The organism is Aequorivita marina, from assembly GCF_031631895.2.
In the GTDB taxonomy this organism is placed as follows: Bacteria; Bacteroidota; Bacteroidia; order Flavobacteriales; family Flavobacteriaceae; genus Aequorivita; species Aequorivita marina.
On sequence record NZ_JAVMBW020000005.1, the window covers coordinates 64,281 to 82,828 of the forward strand.

The following is an 18,548-nucleotide window of genomic DNA, read 5'->3' on the forward strand; positions in this document are numbered from 1 at the left end:
CAGCACAAAATTTATTTCTGCGTAGATCTGCGTAATCTGCGGGAAAACATCTTACAAAATGCGTTATGAACAAATACACAACCATACTTAAAGATTCGTATTATGGATATTTCAACTATCTATGGTCTGAGGTTACCAATTTTCATTGGGAAAACTATTTCTACGGCTTAATATTAGTGTCTTTGATAGTGTGGGGCTTGGAATTACTATTTCCGTGGCGAAAGAATCAGAAAGTCTTTCGGAAAGATTTTTGGTTGGATACATTTTATATGTTTTTCAACTTTTTCCTGCTGAATTTAATCGTGCTTATTTTCCTTTCAAACGCTACTGCCGAACTATTTAACGATTTTCTGAGCCTTATGGGGCTTAAAATTGCAGACTTTCAGCTTTTAGATTTGAACGCCCTCCCCTACGGATTGGGTTTATTACTATTCTTTTTGGTAACCGATTTTGTACAATGGAACACCCATAGGTTGCTACATTATTCTCCTTTTCTATGGAATTTCCACAAACTGCACCATTCGGTAAAAGAAATGGGATTTGCAGCTCACCTACGCTATCATTGGATGGAACCCATAGTTTATAAATCATTACTCTATATTCCACTTGCGTTAATTGGCGGGTTTGATGTTGAAGCAGTGGCAATTGTCCATTTTACAGCACTTGCCATTGGCCATATAAACCATGCAAACTTAAACTGGGATTACGGATTTCTAAAATATATTTTTAACAACCCGAAAATGCATATTTGGCACCACGCCAAGACTTTGCCAAAAGAGGCACAATACGGGGTTAATTTCGGGATAAGCTTGAGCCTTTGGGACTACCTTTTTAAGACCAACCACATTCCACACGACGGCAGGGATATTGAATTGGGTTTTGATGGCGATGAGGAGTTTCCACCAAAATTTATACCCCAGATTATTTACCCCATTAAATCCAAAAAATGATTTTTTTCGTAAGTACTAATAAACTTTATCGCGGGAAATCTCACAGCATTTAAACCTCGACTATCGAGTAGATAAAAACATCTAGTATGAAATTAGCACACAGCTTCACAAGCCTTCTGTTAGCGGCAAGCTTATTACAGAGCTGCAATTTACTTTCGGCTGCTGGCGTTAGCAGTCAAGGGCAGCCAACAAAAGCGGTAAGCTCCCAATTAACCTCAACTACAGCAAACTCTTCGGAAAACATAGACCATTCCACTTGGGATAAATTGCTTAAAAAACACGTTCAAGCAGACGGATTAGTAGATTACAAAGGTTTCAAAAAAGACAGCGCAAAACTCAATGCTTACCTAGAAATGCTTTCAGAAAAGCAACCTTCAAATAAATGGAGCGTACAAGAGTTACTGGCGTATTACATTAATCTATACAACGCCGGAACGGTAAAATTAATCGTAGATAATTATCCTGTAAAGAGTATAAAAGATATAAAAGGCGCCTGGACAAAAGGCAGAATAAAGGTTGGCAATAAAAAACTATCCTTGGGCGGAATTGAAAACGGAATCCTTCGGAAAATGAACGAGCCAAGAATTCACTTCGCCATAAATTGTGCTTCCATTTCGTGCCCTAAACTTCTGCAGGAAGCCTATACCGCTGCCAAAATAAACGAACAGTTAGATCGAGCCACAATGGAGTTTATCAATAGTGATAAGAATGATATTTCGGTTTCAAAACCTAAAGTTTCCAGTATTTTTGATTGGTACAAAAAAGATTATACAGTAAATGGAACCCAAGATGTAATTGGGTTTATCAACCAGTATTCTAAAGTCAAAATAAGCTCAGAAGCTACATTGACATATAAAAATTATGATTGGAATTTGAACGAGCAGTAGCCTGTTGTCCAAAATCTACAAATTCTGGCGTCATCATTATTTCACCTAATTTTAAAAATAGTTAATGTATTAGAACCCTTAAACGCTAAACCTTCAATGCTATCCATCATCATTCCGGTTTTAAATGAAGCCGAAACTATTGAGTCGCTACTACTTCATCTTTCGGAAAACAGTTCGGGAGCAAATGACTTAGAGGTTATCTTAGTAGATGGTGGGAGTATTGATAACACAGCAGAAATAGTTGAAAATTTCATCGAGACATTTTCCAGACCTGTCAGATTTCAAAAATCTGACAGGTCTTTTACCATTCAAGTTATTCCTTCAAACAAAGGCCGTGCAATACAGATGAACACCGGAGCCAGTCTAGCTTCTGGGGAAATCTTATACTTTCTGCATGCCGATTCCTTTCCTCCTAAAAATTTTGACTCCTATATTATTTCCGAAGTAAACAAAGGAAATCTTGCAGGTTGTTTTCAAATAAAATTTGACAGTAATCACTGGTGGTTAAGGCTTGCTGGATGGCTAACCAAATTTAAATGGAAGGGTTGCCGAGGCGGAGACCAGAGCCAATTTATCACAAAAACTCTTTTTAGGGAAATTGACGGCTTCGACGAAAATTATATTATTTACGAAGACAATATTTTGATAAATACGCTTTACAAAAAAAAGCAATTTGTTGTCATTCCACACTGGGTCATTACTTCGGCAAGACGCTACGAAACTCAGGGCATTTGGAATTTACAATATCATTTTTGGATTATTCACCTCAAGCAGTTTTTTGGCGCAGATGCCGAAGAATTACACCGTTATTACAAGAAACACATTGAAGGGAAAAAACATAAATAGCCTTGTTTATCACATTCCAGAAATCACCTTATCCTTAGGAAGTTTTACCGAGTATGAAAACTGAAGCTTCTTGGTTTCTCCTGCTTTCAGGTTTAAATCCCAACTTAACTCGCCCTTTTTATGATCTACTTTGGCATTTGCAGTCTCCAAAAGTTTGATTTCAATATCCTTTTCCGTTGCTATTGGGAATTGCTCTTTTACGTTTATGGTTACGGTTTCGCTTCGTGAGTTTCGTACCGATATTTCATACGTGTAAGTTCGCTTTTGAGAGCCACCAAAAAAAGAGGTGCTTCCCTCCTCATCAATTCGCTTTCGCTCCGTAATAATGCGCTCATCCCTTCCTAAACTAAGTCTTAGTTTTTCAGCTGTGGAATTTGGATTTATATAAGAAGTTCCCGCAAAATTGTTATCGATTATCAAGTTGGCGTTTCCTGGCAAAAGGTTGTATTTGCTCCAATCTGTAACTTTGGCAACAAGAAAAGCTGCTTGATCTAATTGCGGAGCAGTAAAATAGGAGTATGTTGCTGGCAAACGGTATTGCTTCAGCTGTACAGCCTGCGGTTTTTGGTTGGAATACACATCATAAGGTGTATTCACCACAAAAGAAGTTGTTAGCTGGTTTTCCTGAACCACCGCCATATCTGGGCTGGCTGCCGCTGCATCCATACTTTCCATATGAACCCCAGCTCTCTTGCTTTCCAACCTTGTATTATTCACAACAGGTTGTTGAAAACCGACCCACCACGGGTTTAATTGTGGCGCGTTGTTATTCCGCCTTGGATTTCCACTAGAAAAAGCCAGCTTAATCTGCTTCCAATCTATACCAGTGTTCTGTGATACGTTGGCTTTATACACCAAATCGACAGGTTCGTTTAGGTTATCAACCCTTACTTCATAAAAAGGAGTCCATGAAACATTATTTGTAAAATAGTTTATATCAAAACCTGCTTTTACTGTTTTTTTTGAATTCATACGCACTACCAACTGTCCGGCGTTTTGTCCGTTACCCCCAGCTTCCTGCATCTGGTTTTTCAGTTTGTCAACTTCTTTTTGCTGTTCCTGTTCTTTATCTTTTAGGCTTATTATATTTGCTGCCAGTGTTTTATATTCTTCGCGGTAATATTTTATCATAGTCGCCATACTCGCAGGCGAAACCCCATTTTGACCCCCAAAATCACGATTTTCCTCCAATAATGCCAAGGTGCTTTCCTCACCTTTTCGAGCATTGGTGTAATCATGGAGGGTCGCTTTTGCATCTTCGTATTGTTTTTTAAGCTCCAAATACTGTGCGCTTTGATTTTCGCCATTTACCAAATAATCCCGTTCAAAAGAAACCGATAGAATCGTTATGGCATCACTATCACTGGTTACTCGAATACTTTGCGGATCCACATTTTGAGCAATTTGATTGATTACTAATTCAGAATTTCCACTTGGCACATCCAGTTTTTTGGCTACATGATGCAAACTAGCACCACGACCGTAAATGGTAGCATCTAATAACGGCGCACTAGTTTCCAATATATTTTGTGAGAAAACAAGTTGAACGCTAGATACAACAAATAAAAAAAGAAGTAATGGCGAAAGGGATTGTGAAAAGGTTTTCATAGCGGTTTATTTTGAGTTATTAGTAGTCAATTTTTATGCCGTTCTTTCTATCGAGACGTGCTAAAACTTTATATTTCAATCACTAGTGTCCGATAAAAAGAGTGAGAAAATTTGTTGAGTCACAGATAATAGGCAATTAGAATATTTTTTATTTAATGACAGCATGCTATTATACTTAGCATTAAAATTTATCAATTAAAAAGTATGTTTAATCAATTTTATCTAGTTTTCAATCTATTAAAAAGCAAGTCTTACGTCTTACGTCTTTCAGCGCAGCGGTCTTATATCTTAGTCGGACACGACTATATTTCAATATCAATTTTTGCCATAATATTTTTGAATAACCTGTTCGGCAGGTTTGTTTTGTGGGGTAAATTGATTGTTTTGTGACCCTCCTACTTGATTATGCGCTATAAACCATTTCCAAAGGAATCCGCCTGCAAACCAATCTTCATTCCATATTGATTCATACAATCCTTTCAACAAGTTTGCTTGCGCCTCTAAGTTTATCGAATCTGCTTTTCTGTGACTTCTCCAAGGTTCTTTCCCGCTAAAATCAAGGCTTCGGTAGCCGTATTCAGTAAAGAGTATTTTCTTGTTTTCTTTTTTAGAGAAGGTTTTTAATTCAGATTTCAAGGGCAACCAAGCCTCTTCTATTTCCTGAAGGCTCGGGGTTTTATTTTCTGAAATAGGAAAATAGGCATCCACCCCAATGTAATCTAAAAGCCCCCAAAAAGGCACACGTTTATATTCATCCCAATTGGCTGCATACGTTAGTTTTCCAGAGTAAACAGCCCGTATTTCTGAAATTAACTGAAACCAATATTCTGGCCTGTGTTCAATAAATTTTTCCAGTTCGGTACCGATACAAAATAATTCCACGCCTTCATTTTCGGCTAGTTTGGCATAATCAAGAATAAAGTTTCTATAGGAATTTTCAAGTTGTAGCCAATCTGCTTCCGAAGCCATTTTGAGCAAGCCCGTAAATTCTCCTCTCCAAACCCAAATTTGAGGCTTCATCATTACTTTAAAACCCTTTTTATGCAGGAGGTTGGTATATTGCTTTACACCAATTTTTGTTTCACCAAACCATTGCCGATCCTGATTATAAACAAGCTTGGGGTGGTCTAAACCTTGTATAAACCCGAAGGGCATTATGGCTGCATAACTGGCATTTATAGTATGAATATGCGTAATAGCTTCCTGCTGAAGGGAATCGCGGGAGGCAACAAAGCTAATTCCGTTTATTTTTGAATCCTTTGTTTTTTGCATTGCATTTTCACGGTCTTGAATTGATAGAATTCTTCCTGAATCCTGCGTCTCAACACACCCTAAAAAACTAATAAACAAGGAAACACATAATACAAAACGAAGAAACATAGTCATAGCTTAAATTGTAAATTATGAAAGTAAGGTTTAAATAAAAACTTTTAGCAATATTTTCAGACTTTCGCAAACCTAATTGTTTACTTTTATAAGTATAGAAAAACTGCTATTTAAGTTTATGGAGCATATTGTTATCATCGGCAACGGCATTGCAGGAATTACCGCTGCAAGGCATATTCGAAAACTTTCCGATAAAAAAATCACCATTATTTCTGCGGAAGCCGATCATTTCTTCTCCAGAACCGCCCTAATGTACGTTTATATGGGGCATATGCGATGGCGAGATATTGAACCCTATGAAAGTTGGTTTTGGAAGAAGAATCGTCTCGAATTAAAAAAAGCCTACGTTGAAAAAGTTGATACCGATAGCAAAACCCTTCACTTTAAAGAAGGTGGAAGTTTAACTTACGACAAACTGATACTAGCCAGCGGTTCAGTTACCAACACTTTTGGGTGGGAAGGCTTGGAGTTAAATGGCGTTCAAGGCTTGGTTTCCAAACAGGACTTAGAGATGCTTGAGAAAAACGCTCCAAATAATAAAAAATGCCAGCGCGCCGTCATTATCGGTGGTGGATTAATTGGGGTTGAAATGGCCGAAATGCTCCATACCCGCAATATTGACGTTACCATGCTTATTCGAGAGACTGAATTCTGGGCCAATGCGCTACCAAATTCTGATGCAGCTCTAATATCAAATCATATTATCTCGCATGGCATCGATCTAAGGCCCAATACAAACCTAGATAAAATTATAGGCGATGCCAATGGCAATGTAAAAGCCGTAAAAACTAAAGAAGGCGATGAAATTCCCTGCTCCGTTGTGGGAATTGCCACCGGTGTAAAACCGAATATTTCCTTTTTAAAGAATTCAAACATTGAAACCGATAGCGGAATCTTGGTTAACAGAAAACTCGAAACCAATATTGAAAATGTATTTGCCATTGGCGACTGCGCCCAACAACGAGACCCCATTGGCCTTCGTCCTCCGGTAGAAGCTGTTTGGTACACAGGCCGGATGATGGGCGAAGCATTGGCACAGACCATTTGCGGCAATCCGTTTGAATACAAGCCCGGCAATTGGTTTAACAGCGCGAAATTTTTCGATATTGAATACCAAACCTATGGGTGGGTTTTTTCCGAAGAAAGAAAAAAAGACTACGAGGCACAGTTTCATTGGAAGTGTAAAAGTAATCTGCGTTGTATAACTATTTCCTATCACAAAAATTCAGGGGAATTCTTAGGAATAAACACTTTTGGAATTCGAATGAAACAAGAGGTTTTTGATAAGTGGTTACATGAAAAACGAAATGTAGCTTATGTGATTGAAAATTTAAAAGAAGCCAATTTTGATCCAGAATTTTACAAACGGTATGAAAAGGAAATTTTAGAAGCGTATGCCTCAATAAACGCAACAGTATCGTAATACTAACTTTATAGGTTTTCGAGACCTGCGAGGTTTAAATAAACATTGTTTAAAAACAACAACATGAGTACAGTACAAAGAAATATGGCGCTTACTGGAGAACCGCCAAAAACAATAAACACGCAACAAAAAATAGCCTCTTTTATCGGACTATTGGGATTAACCGTTTTGGTTTTGGCCATATTCAACGTAAATTTTCCAAACAAAAGCTTGTGGCTTACTGCTTCCCTAGTTGCTATTGGGGGTGGCACCGTTTGGTTTTCCATCGCCGCTTATTCACATAAACACGCCGGAATAAAGAACGACGGCGTTTACTTTAAATCACTTACTGCCAAAGGCTTTTGGGGGTGGATTATGGGCATCTCCCTTACCTTATTTTACGTTTTGTTATATTGGTTTCCGCAATACCTAGGTTTAGTCCAGAATGGCAATAACACTGGTATTATTGCCTTATTCGATCCGTTGAGTAAGTTTTTAAGTGGAAATCCAGCAAGCCAATGGTTTGTATATGGTACACTTTACACCTTGGCAATTATAGCTTTTGGGGTGAAGTTTATCTTGAAATATCGCCACAATAAATACGAAAAACTTAGAACATTTTCGGTCATGTTTTTTCAGCTGGGCTTTGCATTTCTAATACCAGAATTGATGCAACGCTTAAACAGTGAAACTTTTTCGCTGCCTTATTACGACTTAAAAAATATTTGGCCGCTAAACCATTACAACTTTGAACAATACCGCGTAGATGATTTTATTTCGGCTGGGGATGTTGGACTTGCTTTATTAATTTTTGGCATTGCATCCATTTTTATAATCACCCCTATTTTAACCTATAAATACGGGAAACGCTGGTATTGCTCCTGGGTATGTGGCTGCGGCGGACTTGCCGAAACCGCAGGAGATCCGTTTAGACACCTCAGTGATAAAACACAAGTAGCCTGGAAAGTGGAACGTTGGGTAATACACAGTGTATTGGTATTTGTAGTATTAATGACAACGGCAGTGGTACACTCTTATTTAGGAGAAGACACCAGCAAATATTGGCTTACAAAAGACACTTTTCTTATAAGCGTTGCCGTATTTTTAACTTTGATATTTGCCGGAGTTTGGATTTTTAAAAGAGAAGAACTAAAAAAAGATGCGCGAATTGGTTCTATAGCCTATTTTGTGGTAATCATGGCCCTTGTTGCGCTTCATTTTACTACCGGAAAAACCTTGTTTATTTTTGATGCCGAAACCCTTCGCTCCTCATACGGTTTCCTTATTGGGGCCGTTTTTAGCGGAGTGATTGGTGTAGGTTTTTACCCTATTTTTGGCAATCGTGTTTGGTGCCGTTTTGGATGCCCAATGGCGGCAATATTAGGATTTCAGCAACGCTTATTTTCTAAATTCAGAATTACCGTTAATGGCGGGCAGTGCATTAGTTGCGGAAACTGCTCCACCTATTGCGAAATGGGTATCGACGTGCGAGCTTACGCCCAAAAAGGCGAAAACATTGTACGCTCCAGTTGTGTAGGCTGCGGAATCTGCTCTGCCGTTTGTCCGCGTGGGGTTTTAAAACTTGAAAATGGCCCACTGGAAAACCGTATTAGTTCAAACGAAATTCTTTTAGGAAATGATTTAGACTTGATGGATTATGTGAATGGCAAATAACAGTTATTTAAAACCCTTTTGTTTAACACCAAAGTTTGCCCAAAGCGAACAGACTAAAGCCAGAAACGTAAAACCTATGGTTAATACTTCCACCACTTCAGCAGGTGGTTGCCAGTTAAAAAAGGTTTCCACCAAAAAGGCAATATAGCTATGTGGAAGATTGATTTTACCAAGTTGAAATAGAATCTGGTAATGCCAATCGGTGAGAAAACAATAGCCAAAACCTTTCCAAATACCTAATACAAGCCACGAAAACAGCGTAATCATTATTGTGAAAAGGTGAAACTTTCTGGTTTTTCTAAAGATCCATCCAAAAAGATTAAAAACAATAAGCCCCGTATGGAATACCATAAAAAACCAATTACCAAAATGAAGCCAGAAATTTTCCAAGATTACCTCTAGTTTTTGAATTACTAAACAGCTACAATTTAAAGTTTATTTTCTGAAATTTGCACCTACCTAAATATCCGGAAAGACCCTGACGGTTTTTATAACCTTTGGGGGCTCATCATACAATACTATGAATAAAAACATTAAAGTAATCATTCCAGCTTTTAACGAAGAAGAAGCCATAGGAAAGGTAGTTGCTGAAATCCCCGAAATTGTTTCGGAAATTATTGTGGTAAACAATAATTCTACCGACAAAACGGCTGAAGTAGCTGAAACTGCCGGCGCAACAGTTCTTTTTGAACCCAATGCCGGTTATGGATATGCCTGTTTAAAAGGAATGGAATATATTGCGGGGTTATATACCAGCGAACAACCCGACATTATTACTTTTCTTGATGGTGATTACAGCGATTATCCTTCAGAATTAACCCGAATAGTTGCCCCGATTATTGAAGATGATATTGACTTTGTGGTAGGTGCCCGTGTAAAAAAATATCGTGAAAAAGGCGCAATGACGCTACCGCAACGCTTCGGAAATGGACTGGCCACCAAGTTGATGAACCTTTTTTTTAACTCAACATTTACCGACTTAGGTCCTTTTAGAGCCATAAAATACAACAAGCTACTCGCTTTAAACATGGAAGACAAAACTTATGGCTGGACGGTTGAAATGCAACTAAAAGTGCTTAAAAAGAAGTACACCTATTTAGAGATTCCCGTTAAGTACAAAAACCGGATTGGTGTGTCAAAAGTTTCAGGAACTATAAAAGGTGCTATATTTGCGGGTGTAAAAATTCTAACCTGGATTTTTAAATACAGTTTTAAAAATGATTCTTGAATCAATAGTAATTGTAATATACTCCGTAGCTCTTCTTCTCATATTCATGTATGCGTTGGCGCAACTCAACCTGCTTTTCAATTATTTAAGCGCCCGTAAAAACCTAAAAGATGCCCCTACTTTCGACCTTTCCAACGAAGCAGAAACTCCGTTAGTAACCATTCAACTTCCTGTTTACAACGAAATGTATGTAATGGAAAGATTGTTAAATAATATTGCCCGTATTGATTACCCCCAAGACAAATTAGAAATCCAAGTGTTGGACGACAGTACTGACGAATCTTTTGATAAAACTGCAAAACACATAGAAGAGCTTCAGAAAACAGGTTTAGACATTCAGCATATTACCCGTAAAGACAGGCAGGGCTTTAAGGCTGGCGCATTAAAAGAAGGTTTAAAAACCGTTAAGGGAGAATATATTGCCATTTTTGATGCAGATTTTCTTCCGAAGAAAGATTGGTTAAAAAGAACGATCCCTTATTTCAAGGATTCAAAAATAGGCGTGGTACAGACTCGCTGGGGCCATATAAACCGCGATTACTCAATACTCACACGCGTACAAGCATTTGCCCTAGACGCACATTTTACACTAGAACAAGTAGGGCGAAACAGCAAAGGTCATTTTATCAACTTTAACGGAACCGCAGGCGTTTGGCGCAAAGAGTGCATTCTAGATGCCGGAAACTGGGAGGGCGATACCCTAACCGAAGATCTTGACCTCAGCTACCGAGCACAATTAAAAAATTGGAAATTCAAGTTTTTAGAAAATGTAGAAACTCCGGCAGAGCTCCCTATAGTTATAAGTGCTGCACGTTCGCAACAATTCCGCTGGAATAAGGGCGGGGCAGAAAATTTTCAGAAAATGGCTGTACGCGTCTTTAAAAGTCATGATATTTCGTTAAAAACGAAAATGCACAGCTTTTTACATTTGCTCAACAGCACCATGTTTTTAAACATTTTAATTGTTGCCATTTTAAGCATCCCAATGCTTTATATTAAAAACGAATACGAGCATTTAAAAATGTACTTTTTTGTGATGAGCTTTTTTGTAATAAGTACCGTCATCTTTTTTATTTGCTACTGGTTTACGTTTAAAACCATATACGGCGGCGGTTTAAAACGTTTTTTTAAATATACCGGTATGTTTTTTACCTTCTTTTCAATAGCAATGGGCTTTTCTGTGCATAACTCCATTGCAGTTTTAGAAGGTCATCTGGGCAAAAAAAGTGAATTTATACGCACTCCAAAATTTAATATCGGCGATTTAAAACAAGGCTGGAAAGGCAATAAGTACATCGCCAAGAACATTTCGCCAAACGTTATTATTGAAGGCGTGCTGATGCTTTATTTCGCTTTCGGCATGTATAGTGCATTTATTGTTGGCGACCAAGGAGGCGATTTCGGGCTCTTCCCATTTCATTTAATGCTTTTTCTCGGCTTCGGATTTGTGTTTTTTAAATCTTTGACTTCCAAGGCGTAGCTTCAATACATTTTGAAAACAAGAAGTAGCAGAATAAAAAATAGCAATGCTGATTATGTTTTCAAAACACGCAGGCTTATAATACCGTACTACTTATAAATTCTTTGCCTTTAATCATATTTCACGGTAATCTCTGTACCTCAGCGATGGAATCTTTATCCCCAAAGTCACAACGCAAACTTGCGGATAAGTGGGGCATTTTGTAAATTATGAACCGAAACTAACCAAAATTCAAATTATGAAAAAATCATTGCTATTAATCGCAGTTTTTATGCTTACAATCGCCTGCGGGAATTCAGAAAAATCGAAAGGCGAAAGCAGTAGTAGTCCCATTTTAAAATCGGATATTGAGTCTCCTTGCGAGATACTATCGGAGGCCGAGATTAAAGATGTATTAGAAATTCCTTCCGATGCAGAAACTACAATGAACGAAAAGGACACCACCTTCCCAGTTTGCTTCTATAAATGGAAATCTATAACCTTCCCCAGTACAATGAAAATGGGGAGCATTGAAAAAACCTTGGACTATCCCGCCGAACTGAGCATTGTATTGGTGAAAAATGCTTCTGAAAATAAATTTAACACCTCGGTTAGTATCTATGACGACGGCGAAAATCAAGATGACGTTGCCGAAATGGCCGTGTGGAGCCCTAAAAAAGCCCAGCTTACGTTCCTATCTGGCGACTATCTAATCCATGTACATGTACGAACCACTGCAGATGTTGCAGCCAATAGAGCAAAAGCGGTTCAAGTAGCCAAAATGATTGTAAATAAAATTTAAGGTATTAGATGTGTTGCGAAGTATTTTCGCAGGGTATTTTAAGAGTAAAAATTCGTTAAAATTCTATCACTTCACTTTCTGAAGGAATTACATTGGTATATATCTCAGCTTCCGTTGGCACAAAGGGATAAATTGGCTTCACCTCTAAATAGCCTTCTGGCACACTGCCCAGTTTTGTGAATTGAGCAAACTTATACGGCAGACTCATCGAAAAAATGGAAATATTAGGTTTCCAATTTAGAAATGAGGCTTTACTTGATACGTTAACACTTGATGTTATAAAATCATCAGAGATTGAATGAGAGTTTCTAGATCTTGGTCAAGTTCGTTCATCTATCGTGTGGTAATTTATCAAAAATTAAATTAATAATTACAACAACTCCGAAGGTGGAACTCCAAAGCGCTCCTTAAATTTTCTGTTGAAATAGCTGGAAGAGTTGATGCCTATGGTATAGCGCACTTCCGATAATGTGGCGTGAGTCTTGTTCTGAAGAAGACCATAAGCCTTTTGAAGCCTTATTTCAAGAATGAATTTTACGGGACTCAGACCCGTGTATTGCTTCATAATCCTTGTCAATTGGCGTTGGCTATAGCCCACGTGATCCGATAGTTCCTTTATCTTAAATTCGTCGTTGTCCAAATTTTCAAGGATATACGTTTCAATTTTTCGCAGTAGTTTTTTATCGACGCTTTCACTTTCCGATAGCATGTCTTCGTTCTTTATCTGCCACTGCTCGCGGGCTGTCTTATTTTTTATCAGGTTTTTTATGCGGGCAATAAGTTCGTTTTTGCTAAACGGCTTGACTACATAATCGGCAACGCCAAGGGAAAACCCTTTTATCTTATCGGTTTCCAAATTTTTGGCCGAAATAAATATAAAAGGTGTGTTTTTGTGTTTGGGAAGCGTATTTATCCGTTCCCGCAATTGAAAGCCATCAATTTTCGGCATCATTATATCTGAGGTAATCAAGGAGTAAGAATGGTTCTGTAAGAGCCTTAACGCTTCCTCTCCATTAAATGCCAAGGTACATTTATAGGTGTTTTCCAAAAGCTCATTTAGGTAAGCTGCCATTTGGGGATTGTCCTCTACAATAAGTATGTTATCTTTATCCGTTGATATGCCAGACTTCGTTTCAATAGAACTTGAAATGTCCTTCTTGGTCTTTGGCAAATCTTCGTCTTCGGTAATTTCACTTAAGGGAATTACCTCAAGCGGAATTTTTAAGGTAAAGGTACTGCCCTTTCCAAGCTCGCTATCTACGGTGAGCGTACCTTTCAAGAAACCTGCAAATTCTTTTGAAAGCGCAAGCCCAATACCGATTCCGCCTACCTTACTGGCATTTTCCGATTGATAGAACCGCTCAAATATCTTTTCCTTTTCGTTGTAGTGGATGCCTTCGCCAGAATCGGTTACCGAAAATGTAAGGGTTTCGTCCACAAAGCTATCTGCAACCTTGATTTCTGATTCGGAAGGAGCGTATTTTATAGCATTGGAGAGCAGGTTGTTTACTATTTTTTCAATTTTACCAATATCGGTTTTTACAAATAGGCTATCCGGAACAGTAGATTGATACACAAGGTCAACCTTCTTTATCTGCGCCATGGACTCGAACGAAAAAACCATCCGTTCCAGCGTGGCTTTTAGCTGAATTTGGGTTTCGTTATAGGTGGTTCTATGGTCTTCTATCCTGAGCAGTTCCAAAATTTCGTTGGCATCTTCGGTAATCTTTTTTGTATTGTCCAAGGCTTTTTTTAGGTTCGCTTTGGCTTTTGTCTTATTGTCAATATTTTCGAGTGCCAAATTCAGGTTTCCCGAAACCAAGGTAAGTGGCGTCCTGATTTCGTGGGCAATATTTCCCAAGAACTTGGTTCGCAATTGGGTGTTTTCTCTTTCTTTTTCCAGTTTAAGTTGCACAAGGTCTCTTTTTCGCCTTTGCTTCGCAATACGCCAAAAGAGGAGTCCAAGCCCAATCAATAATACGCCTACACCTATAAAAATCCATGTATTACGAACGTTTTTCTGTCGGGCTATTTCCAATTCTTGCTGGGCGATGCGCTTGTCTTTTTGTTCGGCATTGAACTTGGCGTCAAATTCGGCAAAATGTTCTTTTGATTTATAATTACTTATAGAATCCTGTATGGCGAACATTTCTTTGGAAACCACAAACGCATTCTTATAATCGCCTTTTTCCTCGTACGCATTAGATAGCCTTTCCAAAAGAAAGAAATAGTTTTTTGGAGTAGGCTGTGGCAGTTCCTTAGCTTCATTAAACGCTTCAATGGCCTGGTCTGTCTTTTCTAACTCCATTAAAATAGAACCTTTGCCAATAAGGGCTATGTTTTTGTAAACGTCCAGGTTCAAACTGTCGGCAATACGGTAGGTTTTGTTAAAAGCCGAAAGCCCTTTTTGGTGATATTCGGGCGTTAACAAGTCAGGATCTTTAGTGAGGTACGCATTCCCTTCATATAAATAAAAAGAAGCCAACTGCAGCGGTTCGGTCTTGTCTATATTCGCCAGCGCCTTTTGTGCGTATTCATCCACTTGCTCTGGAAGGGCAACCGCCTGCATCAGATTTTTATAGGTTACCTGTTTTTCAGATTCAGGGGCATCAATATCATCATACATTTTAAGAGCCAGCAACAAATATTCTTCAGCCTCCTCATAAAGATCCACAACAAGATACATATCGCCCAGATTGTTGTAGGCATCGGCGAGATATATGGAGTTTGGCAATTCCTTTGAAATTTCCAAGGCTGCTTTGTAGTGCGATAAGGCTTCGTCAGAACGATCCAGAAGCCGATTGTTTTTAGCCAAAAGTGTATGAATCTTAAACCCAGGAAAAGCTAAGGATTTTTGTTCTGCCTCTTCAAGAAAGGGAGTGAGGTATGCAATGGCCTTTTTGTACTTTCCTTCTGAATAATATACGTCTGAAACCAACTCAACCGAACGAAAACCGAGCGAATCGCAATCGCAAACTTTTGAATATTCAAAGGCTTGTAGACCAATTTTAAGAATGGAGTCCTTGGCTTTGGTCTTTTCGGCCAAGCGATGTAGGTATATCACTTTTTCCCGGGGCGGAGCATTTTTGAAATTCTCGGTAATTAATTCTTGGCCATAAGCAAGCTCGTTCACAAATAAGCAAATAAAGAAACAGAGTAAAAAAAAAGCACTACTTAATCGCATCGGGTAGGTTTTTCCTATGTAAAACTACTAATATATTCATTTTTTTCAACAAATGTCCATTTTGAGACAGGTTATGGCAAAAAAGAGTACGATCCCAACCCCTTGCCTACTGTAGATTTGTTGTACGATAAAACAATCAGTGTCTTATTATGGCCTTCTCTCGATATTAGTCCAATCCTGAAGGTTTATGGAAAAGTTCGCCAAAGTAATATTATAAAAACATATACAGATGAAACCATTATTTATTTTCTTTTTCTTGCTCGCATTAAGCTGTTCTGCTCTTGCACAGGTAGGCATAAACACAACCGATCCCAAAGCCAGTTTGGACATCCAGTCTAGCAACCAGGCAACGCCCAGCAATAACGACGGTATTTTAATACCTAAAATAGACGAGTTTCCAACAACCAACCCCACGGCAGATCAAGACGGGATCATGGTCTTTGCCACGGGTAACGGAACACCCACCAAAGGATTTTATTTTTGGGACCAGACCGCAACCACTTGGGTTCACTTTTCCACTGGAACTATAAGCACGGAATGGACAGACCACGGAGTATATATAAGCCCCACCGACGGTAATGGAAAAGATGTAACCATTGGCGGAAACGACAATGGTTTTTCAAGGCTAACGGTTAGATCGGACAAGCAAGCAGCGGCGCTCCTTACCAATACCACGCCCAAAAATGGTGTTATGTTAGGGCTCAATACCTACTTGGAAAATACCGCAACCGACCCGGGTTCATCAACAGCCGGAGTCTATAACGATGTTTTAGCACACGGCCAAGGATATCTTTTGGGAATGTGGAACCAAATACGTGGTAATGGTAGTGGAAAGCACCTAGGAGTAGAAAATAATATTTCTGGAGCGGGAACAGGCGAACAGGTTGGAGTGGAGAGTTCAATCATTAACACAGGAGATGGTATTCATATAGGTGTCAATAATATATTGAGCGGTTCGGGAACAGGGAACCATTTTGGTATCGAAAACCATTTGGGCGGTACCGGAACAGGCGAGCAAACAGGCGTTTTTAATGAAATAGACAACTCGGGCAATGCCATCCACACCGGAACAAAAACCATTTTAAGCGGTACGGGAACAGGAAACCATTTTGGCAGCGACGTTATCCTGGAGGGCACAGGATCTGGCGATCAGGTAGGTACCCGCAACATCCTTACCAATACCGGCAGTGGGCAACTGATTGGAACGGAAAACTTTCTTTCGGGCAACGGAAATGGAATCCAGCGAGGCACCAGAAACACGATAAACAACGATGGAAACAACCGCCATATAGGCACGGAAAACATATTGGGCGGTGCCGGAACTGGCACTCATTACGGCACTTCCAATGAGTTATTTGGTTCTGGAACGGGTAGTAAGTTTGCTTCCTATCAATATATTGATCCCAGTGCAGGTGGCAACCAATATGGTGTTTATTCCAGTGTACTGAAACCGAGTGGATACGCCGGGTATTTTTTAGGAAAAGTAGCCATAGGGACCACCACGGCCAATATTTACTCCCTGCCGGATTCCCGCGCCGCAACAAATGGTGATTTTATGGTCTCGGATGCCAACGGAAATCTATCTTGGGCCGGCAATATATTTGATTATTGGAAGATAGGTGGCAACTATGCTGATGCCTCAAATTTTTTGGGAACCACAAATTCCGAACCACTTCGCCTCGGGGCCTGGGGCGCGGTATCCCTTCGTGTAACTTCATCAGGTATTATCTTTAATGACCCGAGTAGAAACATTTCCATAGGAGCAGATCTTGCCGCAGGTTATGGGGGTGGCACTGACAATATATTTATGGGCCGTGGGGCTGGGTGGGACATTAACACCGGAAGCTATAATGTTGCCATTGGCACAAGCGCGGCTACAAAAATCACCACTGGAGAAAACAATACAGCGGTTGGATATAACTCTATGGAAGGAAATACGACGGGAGAACGCAATACTGCAATAGGCAGAGGGGCTTTATTGGATAATAAAACAGGAAGTGATAATGTATCTATTGGCCAGGCCAGTTTGTTTAATATTATTGGAAGTCGAAATGTTGCGGTAGGGAAAAGTGCCCTTGCCGCTTTACAGCAAGGTAACGGAAACATCGCTATTGGCTATGGTTCGGGTCATAATGCAAATTTTACAAGTGGCGTGGTAACCAATACTATCCTGATAGGAAATGAAGTGTTTATCCCAGGTGGAAACTCAGGGCCATGGGACTATAAACTGAACATAGGCAATCTGGTCTTCGGGAATGGCCTGGATGGTACTGAATATACAGTTTCAAGTGGCAACATCGGCATTGGCATTCCAGAGCCCGTGGAAAAACTGGAAGTAGAAGGGAACATTGCTTTTTCCAACAATACCAATGATGCTGCCATTTTAAAAGTAAGCAATAGGTACAGTCATGTTTATGATAACAACCTCTCCCTCGGGCCCCAAATAGATGCCTGGACCCTGGCCTCACAAGAAGGCGGTTATGAAACCGCCGGAATACACGGCAACCAGGATTTTGTAATGCTTTGGTGCCCGGGAGACCAAGGACGGTACCTGCGTATTATAGATGAGGATAATTGGAACGACAACGATTCAGACCCGTATAACAACGGGGCCGAAGTGGCCTATATTGGTTCAGGCGGACAGTATTTTCAGGTGTCTGACCAAAACCGAAAGGAACAGATTAAAAACATTAACGCCCCAATGGAAAAACTAAAGCAACTGAACGGCTATACCTATAAATACAAAAACACAGATGGCAAGCAGAATGTCAATAAGACCACCTCGGGGGTTTTGGCACAAGAGCTTTACCGCGTATTCCCCGAAGCGGTAGAAATAAATGAACACGGCGAGTATTTTGTACACTATGCAGGGATAGTTCCGCTACTTATAGAAGGTATAAAAGCACAGCAGCAGGAAATAGATGAACTAAAAACACAGCGAAAAGAAATAGATGGACTGAAGGCAATGAAGCGGGAAATAGATGCCCTGAAAAAAGAAATGAAGGCAATGAGACTCTATGCTGATCGTAGTAGGTAAAAATAGTGGTTTACTGAGAGTGTATCACCTCGAACCTGCCTGCCAAAGGCTCGACTGAACGCGTAATTCATAATTTTAATTACCC

Annotated in this window: 14 protein-coding genes; 10 read left to right on the plus strand and 4 right to left on the minus strand. The window is 39.5% G+C overall.

The genetic code is table 11. The features are described from left to right. Nucleotides 1-65: 65 nt before the first annotated feature. The 3 genes from QPK98_RS08405 to QPK98_RS08415 all read left to right on the plus strand — a co-directional run bounded on the left by QPK98_RS08405 (nt 66) and on the right by QPK98_RS08415 (nt 2,683). Nucleotides 66-950, plus strand: coding sequence for a sterol desaturase family protein (locus QPK98_RS08405; protein ID WP_310992749.1), 885 nt, complete (start codon nt 66-68; stop codon nt 948-950). Nucleotides 951-1,036: 86 nt separating this feature from the next. Next, the gene (locus QPK98_RS08410; RefSeq protein WP_310992750.1) at nt 1,037-1,837 is read left to right on the plus strand and encodes a DUF547 domain-containing protein; all 801 of its coding nucleotides are present in this window, start codon (nt 1,037-1,039) and stop codon (nt 1,835-1,837) included. 96 nt (nt 1,838-1,933) lie between these two features. Then, nucleotides 1,934-2,683 carry a TIGR04283 family arsenosugar biosynthesis glycosyltransferase gene (locus tag QPK98_RS08415; protein ID WP_310992751.1) on the plus strand — a complete coding sequence of 250 codons (750 nt, stop codon included), beginning with the start codon at nt 1,934-1,936 and terminating at the stop codon, nt 2,681-2,683. Nucleotides 2,684-2,692: 9 nt separating this feature from the next. On the opposite strand, the gene QPK98_RS08420 is transcribed toward QPK98_RS08415, so the two are convergent. Together QPK98_RS08420 and QPK98_RS08425 are read right to left on the minus strand one after the other, a co-directional pair. Beyond that, nucleotides 2,693-4,291 (minus strand): DUF4139 domain-containing protein, encoded by a 1,599-nt coding sequence (locus tag QPK98_RS08420; RefSeq protein WP_310992752.1) that lies wholly within the window; start codon nt 4,289-4,291, stop codon nt 2,693-2,695. A gap of 315 nt (nt 4,292-4,606) precedes the next feature. Then, nucleotides 4,607-5,677: a glycoside hydrolase family 113 gene (locus QPK98_RS08425; RefSeq protein WP_310992754.1), complete on the minus strand. Its 1,071-nt coding sequence runs from the start codon at nt 5,675-5,677 to the stop codon at nt 4,607-4,609. 118 nt (nt 5,678-5,795) lie between these two features. Here QPK98_RS08425 and QPK98_RS08430 point away from each other — a divergent pair, with 118 nt between their 5' ends. Together QPK98_RS08430 and QPK98_RS08435 are read left to right on the plus strand one after the other, a co-directional pair. Beyond that, on the plus strand, nt 5,796-7,100 hold the full coding sequence (locus tag QPK98_RS08430; protein ID WP_310992755.1) for an NAD(P)/FAD-dependent oxidoreductase: 1,305 nt from the start codon (nt 5,796-5,798) through the stop codon (nt 7,098-7,100). Nucleotides 7,101-7,163: 63 nt separating this feature from the next. Further along, nucleotides 7,164-8,753, plus strand: coding sequence for a 4Fe-4S binding protein (locus QPK98_RS08435; protein WP_310992756.1), 1,590 nt, complete (start codon nt 7,164-7,166; stop codon nt 8,751-8,753). 3 nt (nt 8,754-8,756) lie between these two features. Here QPK98_RS08435 and QPK98_RS08440 read toward each other — a convergent pair whose 3' ends face one another. Continuing rightward, complete coding sequence (locus tag QPK98_RS08440; protein WP_310992757.1) at nt 8,757-9,143, minus strand: DUF2784 family protein; 387 nt, start codon at nt 9,141-9,143, stop codon at nt 8,757-8,759. 130 nt (nt 9,144-9,273) lie between these two features. Here QPK98_RS08440 and QPK98_RS08445 point away from each other — a divergent pair, with 130 nt between their 5' ends. From QPK98_RS08445 to QPK98_RS08460, 4 genes are all read left to right on the plus strand, one after another. Then, nucleotides 9,274-9,981 (plus strand): glycosyltransferase family 2 protein, encoded by a 708-nt coding sequence (locus QPK98_RS08445; RefSeq protein WP_310992758.1) that lies wholly within the window; start codon nt 9,274-9,276, stop codon nt 9,979-9,981. Continuing rightward, nucleotides 9,971-11,461, plus strand: coding sequence for a cellulose synthase family protein (locus tag QPK98_RS08450; RefSeq protein ID WP_310992759.1), 1,491 nt, complete (start codon nt 9,971-9,973; stop codon nt 11,459-11,461). The genes QPK98_RS08445 and QPK98_RS08450 overlap by 11 nt, the downstream gene beginning before the upstream one ends. 238 nt (nt 11,462-11,699) lie before the next feature. After that, nucleotides 11,700-12,242: a hypothetical protein gene (locus tag QPK98_RS08455; protein WP_310992760.1), complete on the plus strand. Its 543-nt coding sequence runs from the start codon at nt 11,700-11,702 to the stop codon at nt 12,240-12,242. A gap of 206 nt (nt 12,243-12,448) precedes the next feature. Further along, nucleotides 12,449-12,544, plus strand: coding sequence for a DUF4172 domain-containing protein (locus tag QPK98_RS08460; RefSeq protein ID WP_310992886.1), 96 nt, complete (start codon nt 12,449-12,451; stop codon nt 12,542-12,544). 68 nt (nt 12,545-12,612) lie between these two features. Here the strand turns inward: QPK98_RS08460 and QPK98_RS08465 are convergent, their stop codons facing one another. Further along, nucleotides 12,613-15,375 carry a hybrid sensor histidine kinase/response regulator transcription factor gene (locus QPK98_RS08465; protein ID WP_310992761.1) on the minus strand — a complete coding sequence of 921 codons (2,763 nt, stop codon included), beginning with the start codon at nt 15,373-15,375 and terminating at the stop codon, nt 12,613-12,615. Nucleotides 15,376-15,655: 280 nt separating this feature from the next. On the opposite strand from QPK98_RS08465, the gene QPK98_RS08470 reads away from it, so the two are divergent. After that, nucleotides 15,656-18,463: a tail fiber domain-containing protein gene (locus QPK98_RS08470; RefSeq protein ID WP_310992762.1), complete on the plus strand. Its 2,808-nt coding sequence runs from the start codon at nt 15,656-15,658 to the stop codon at nt 18,461-18,463. Nucleotides 18,464-18,548 lie beyond the last annotated feature (85 nt).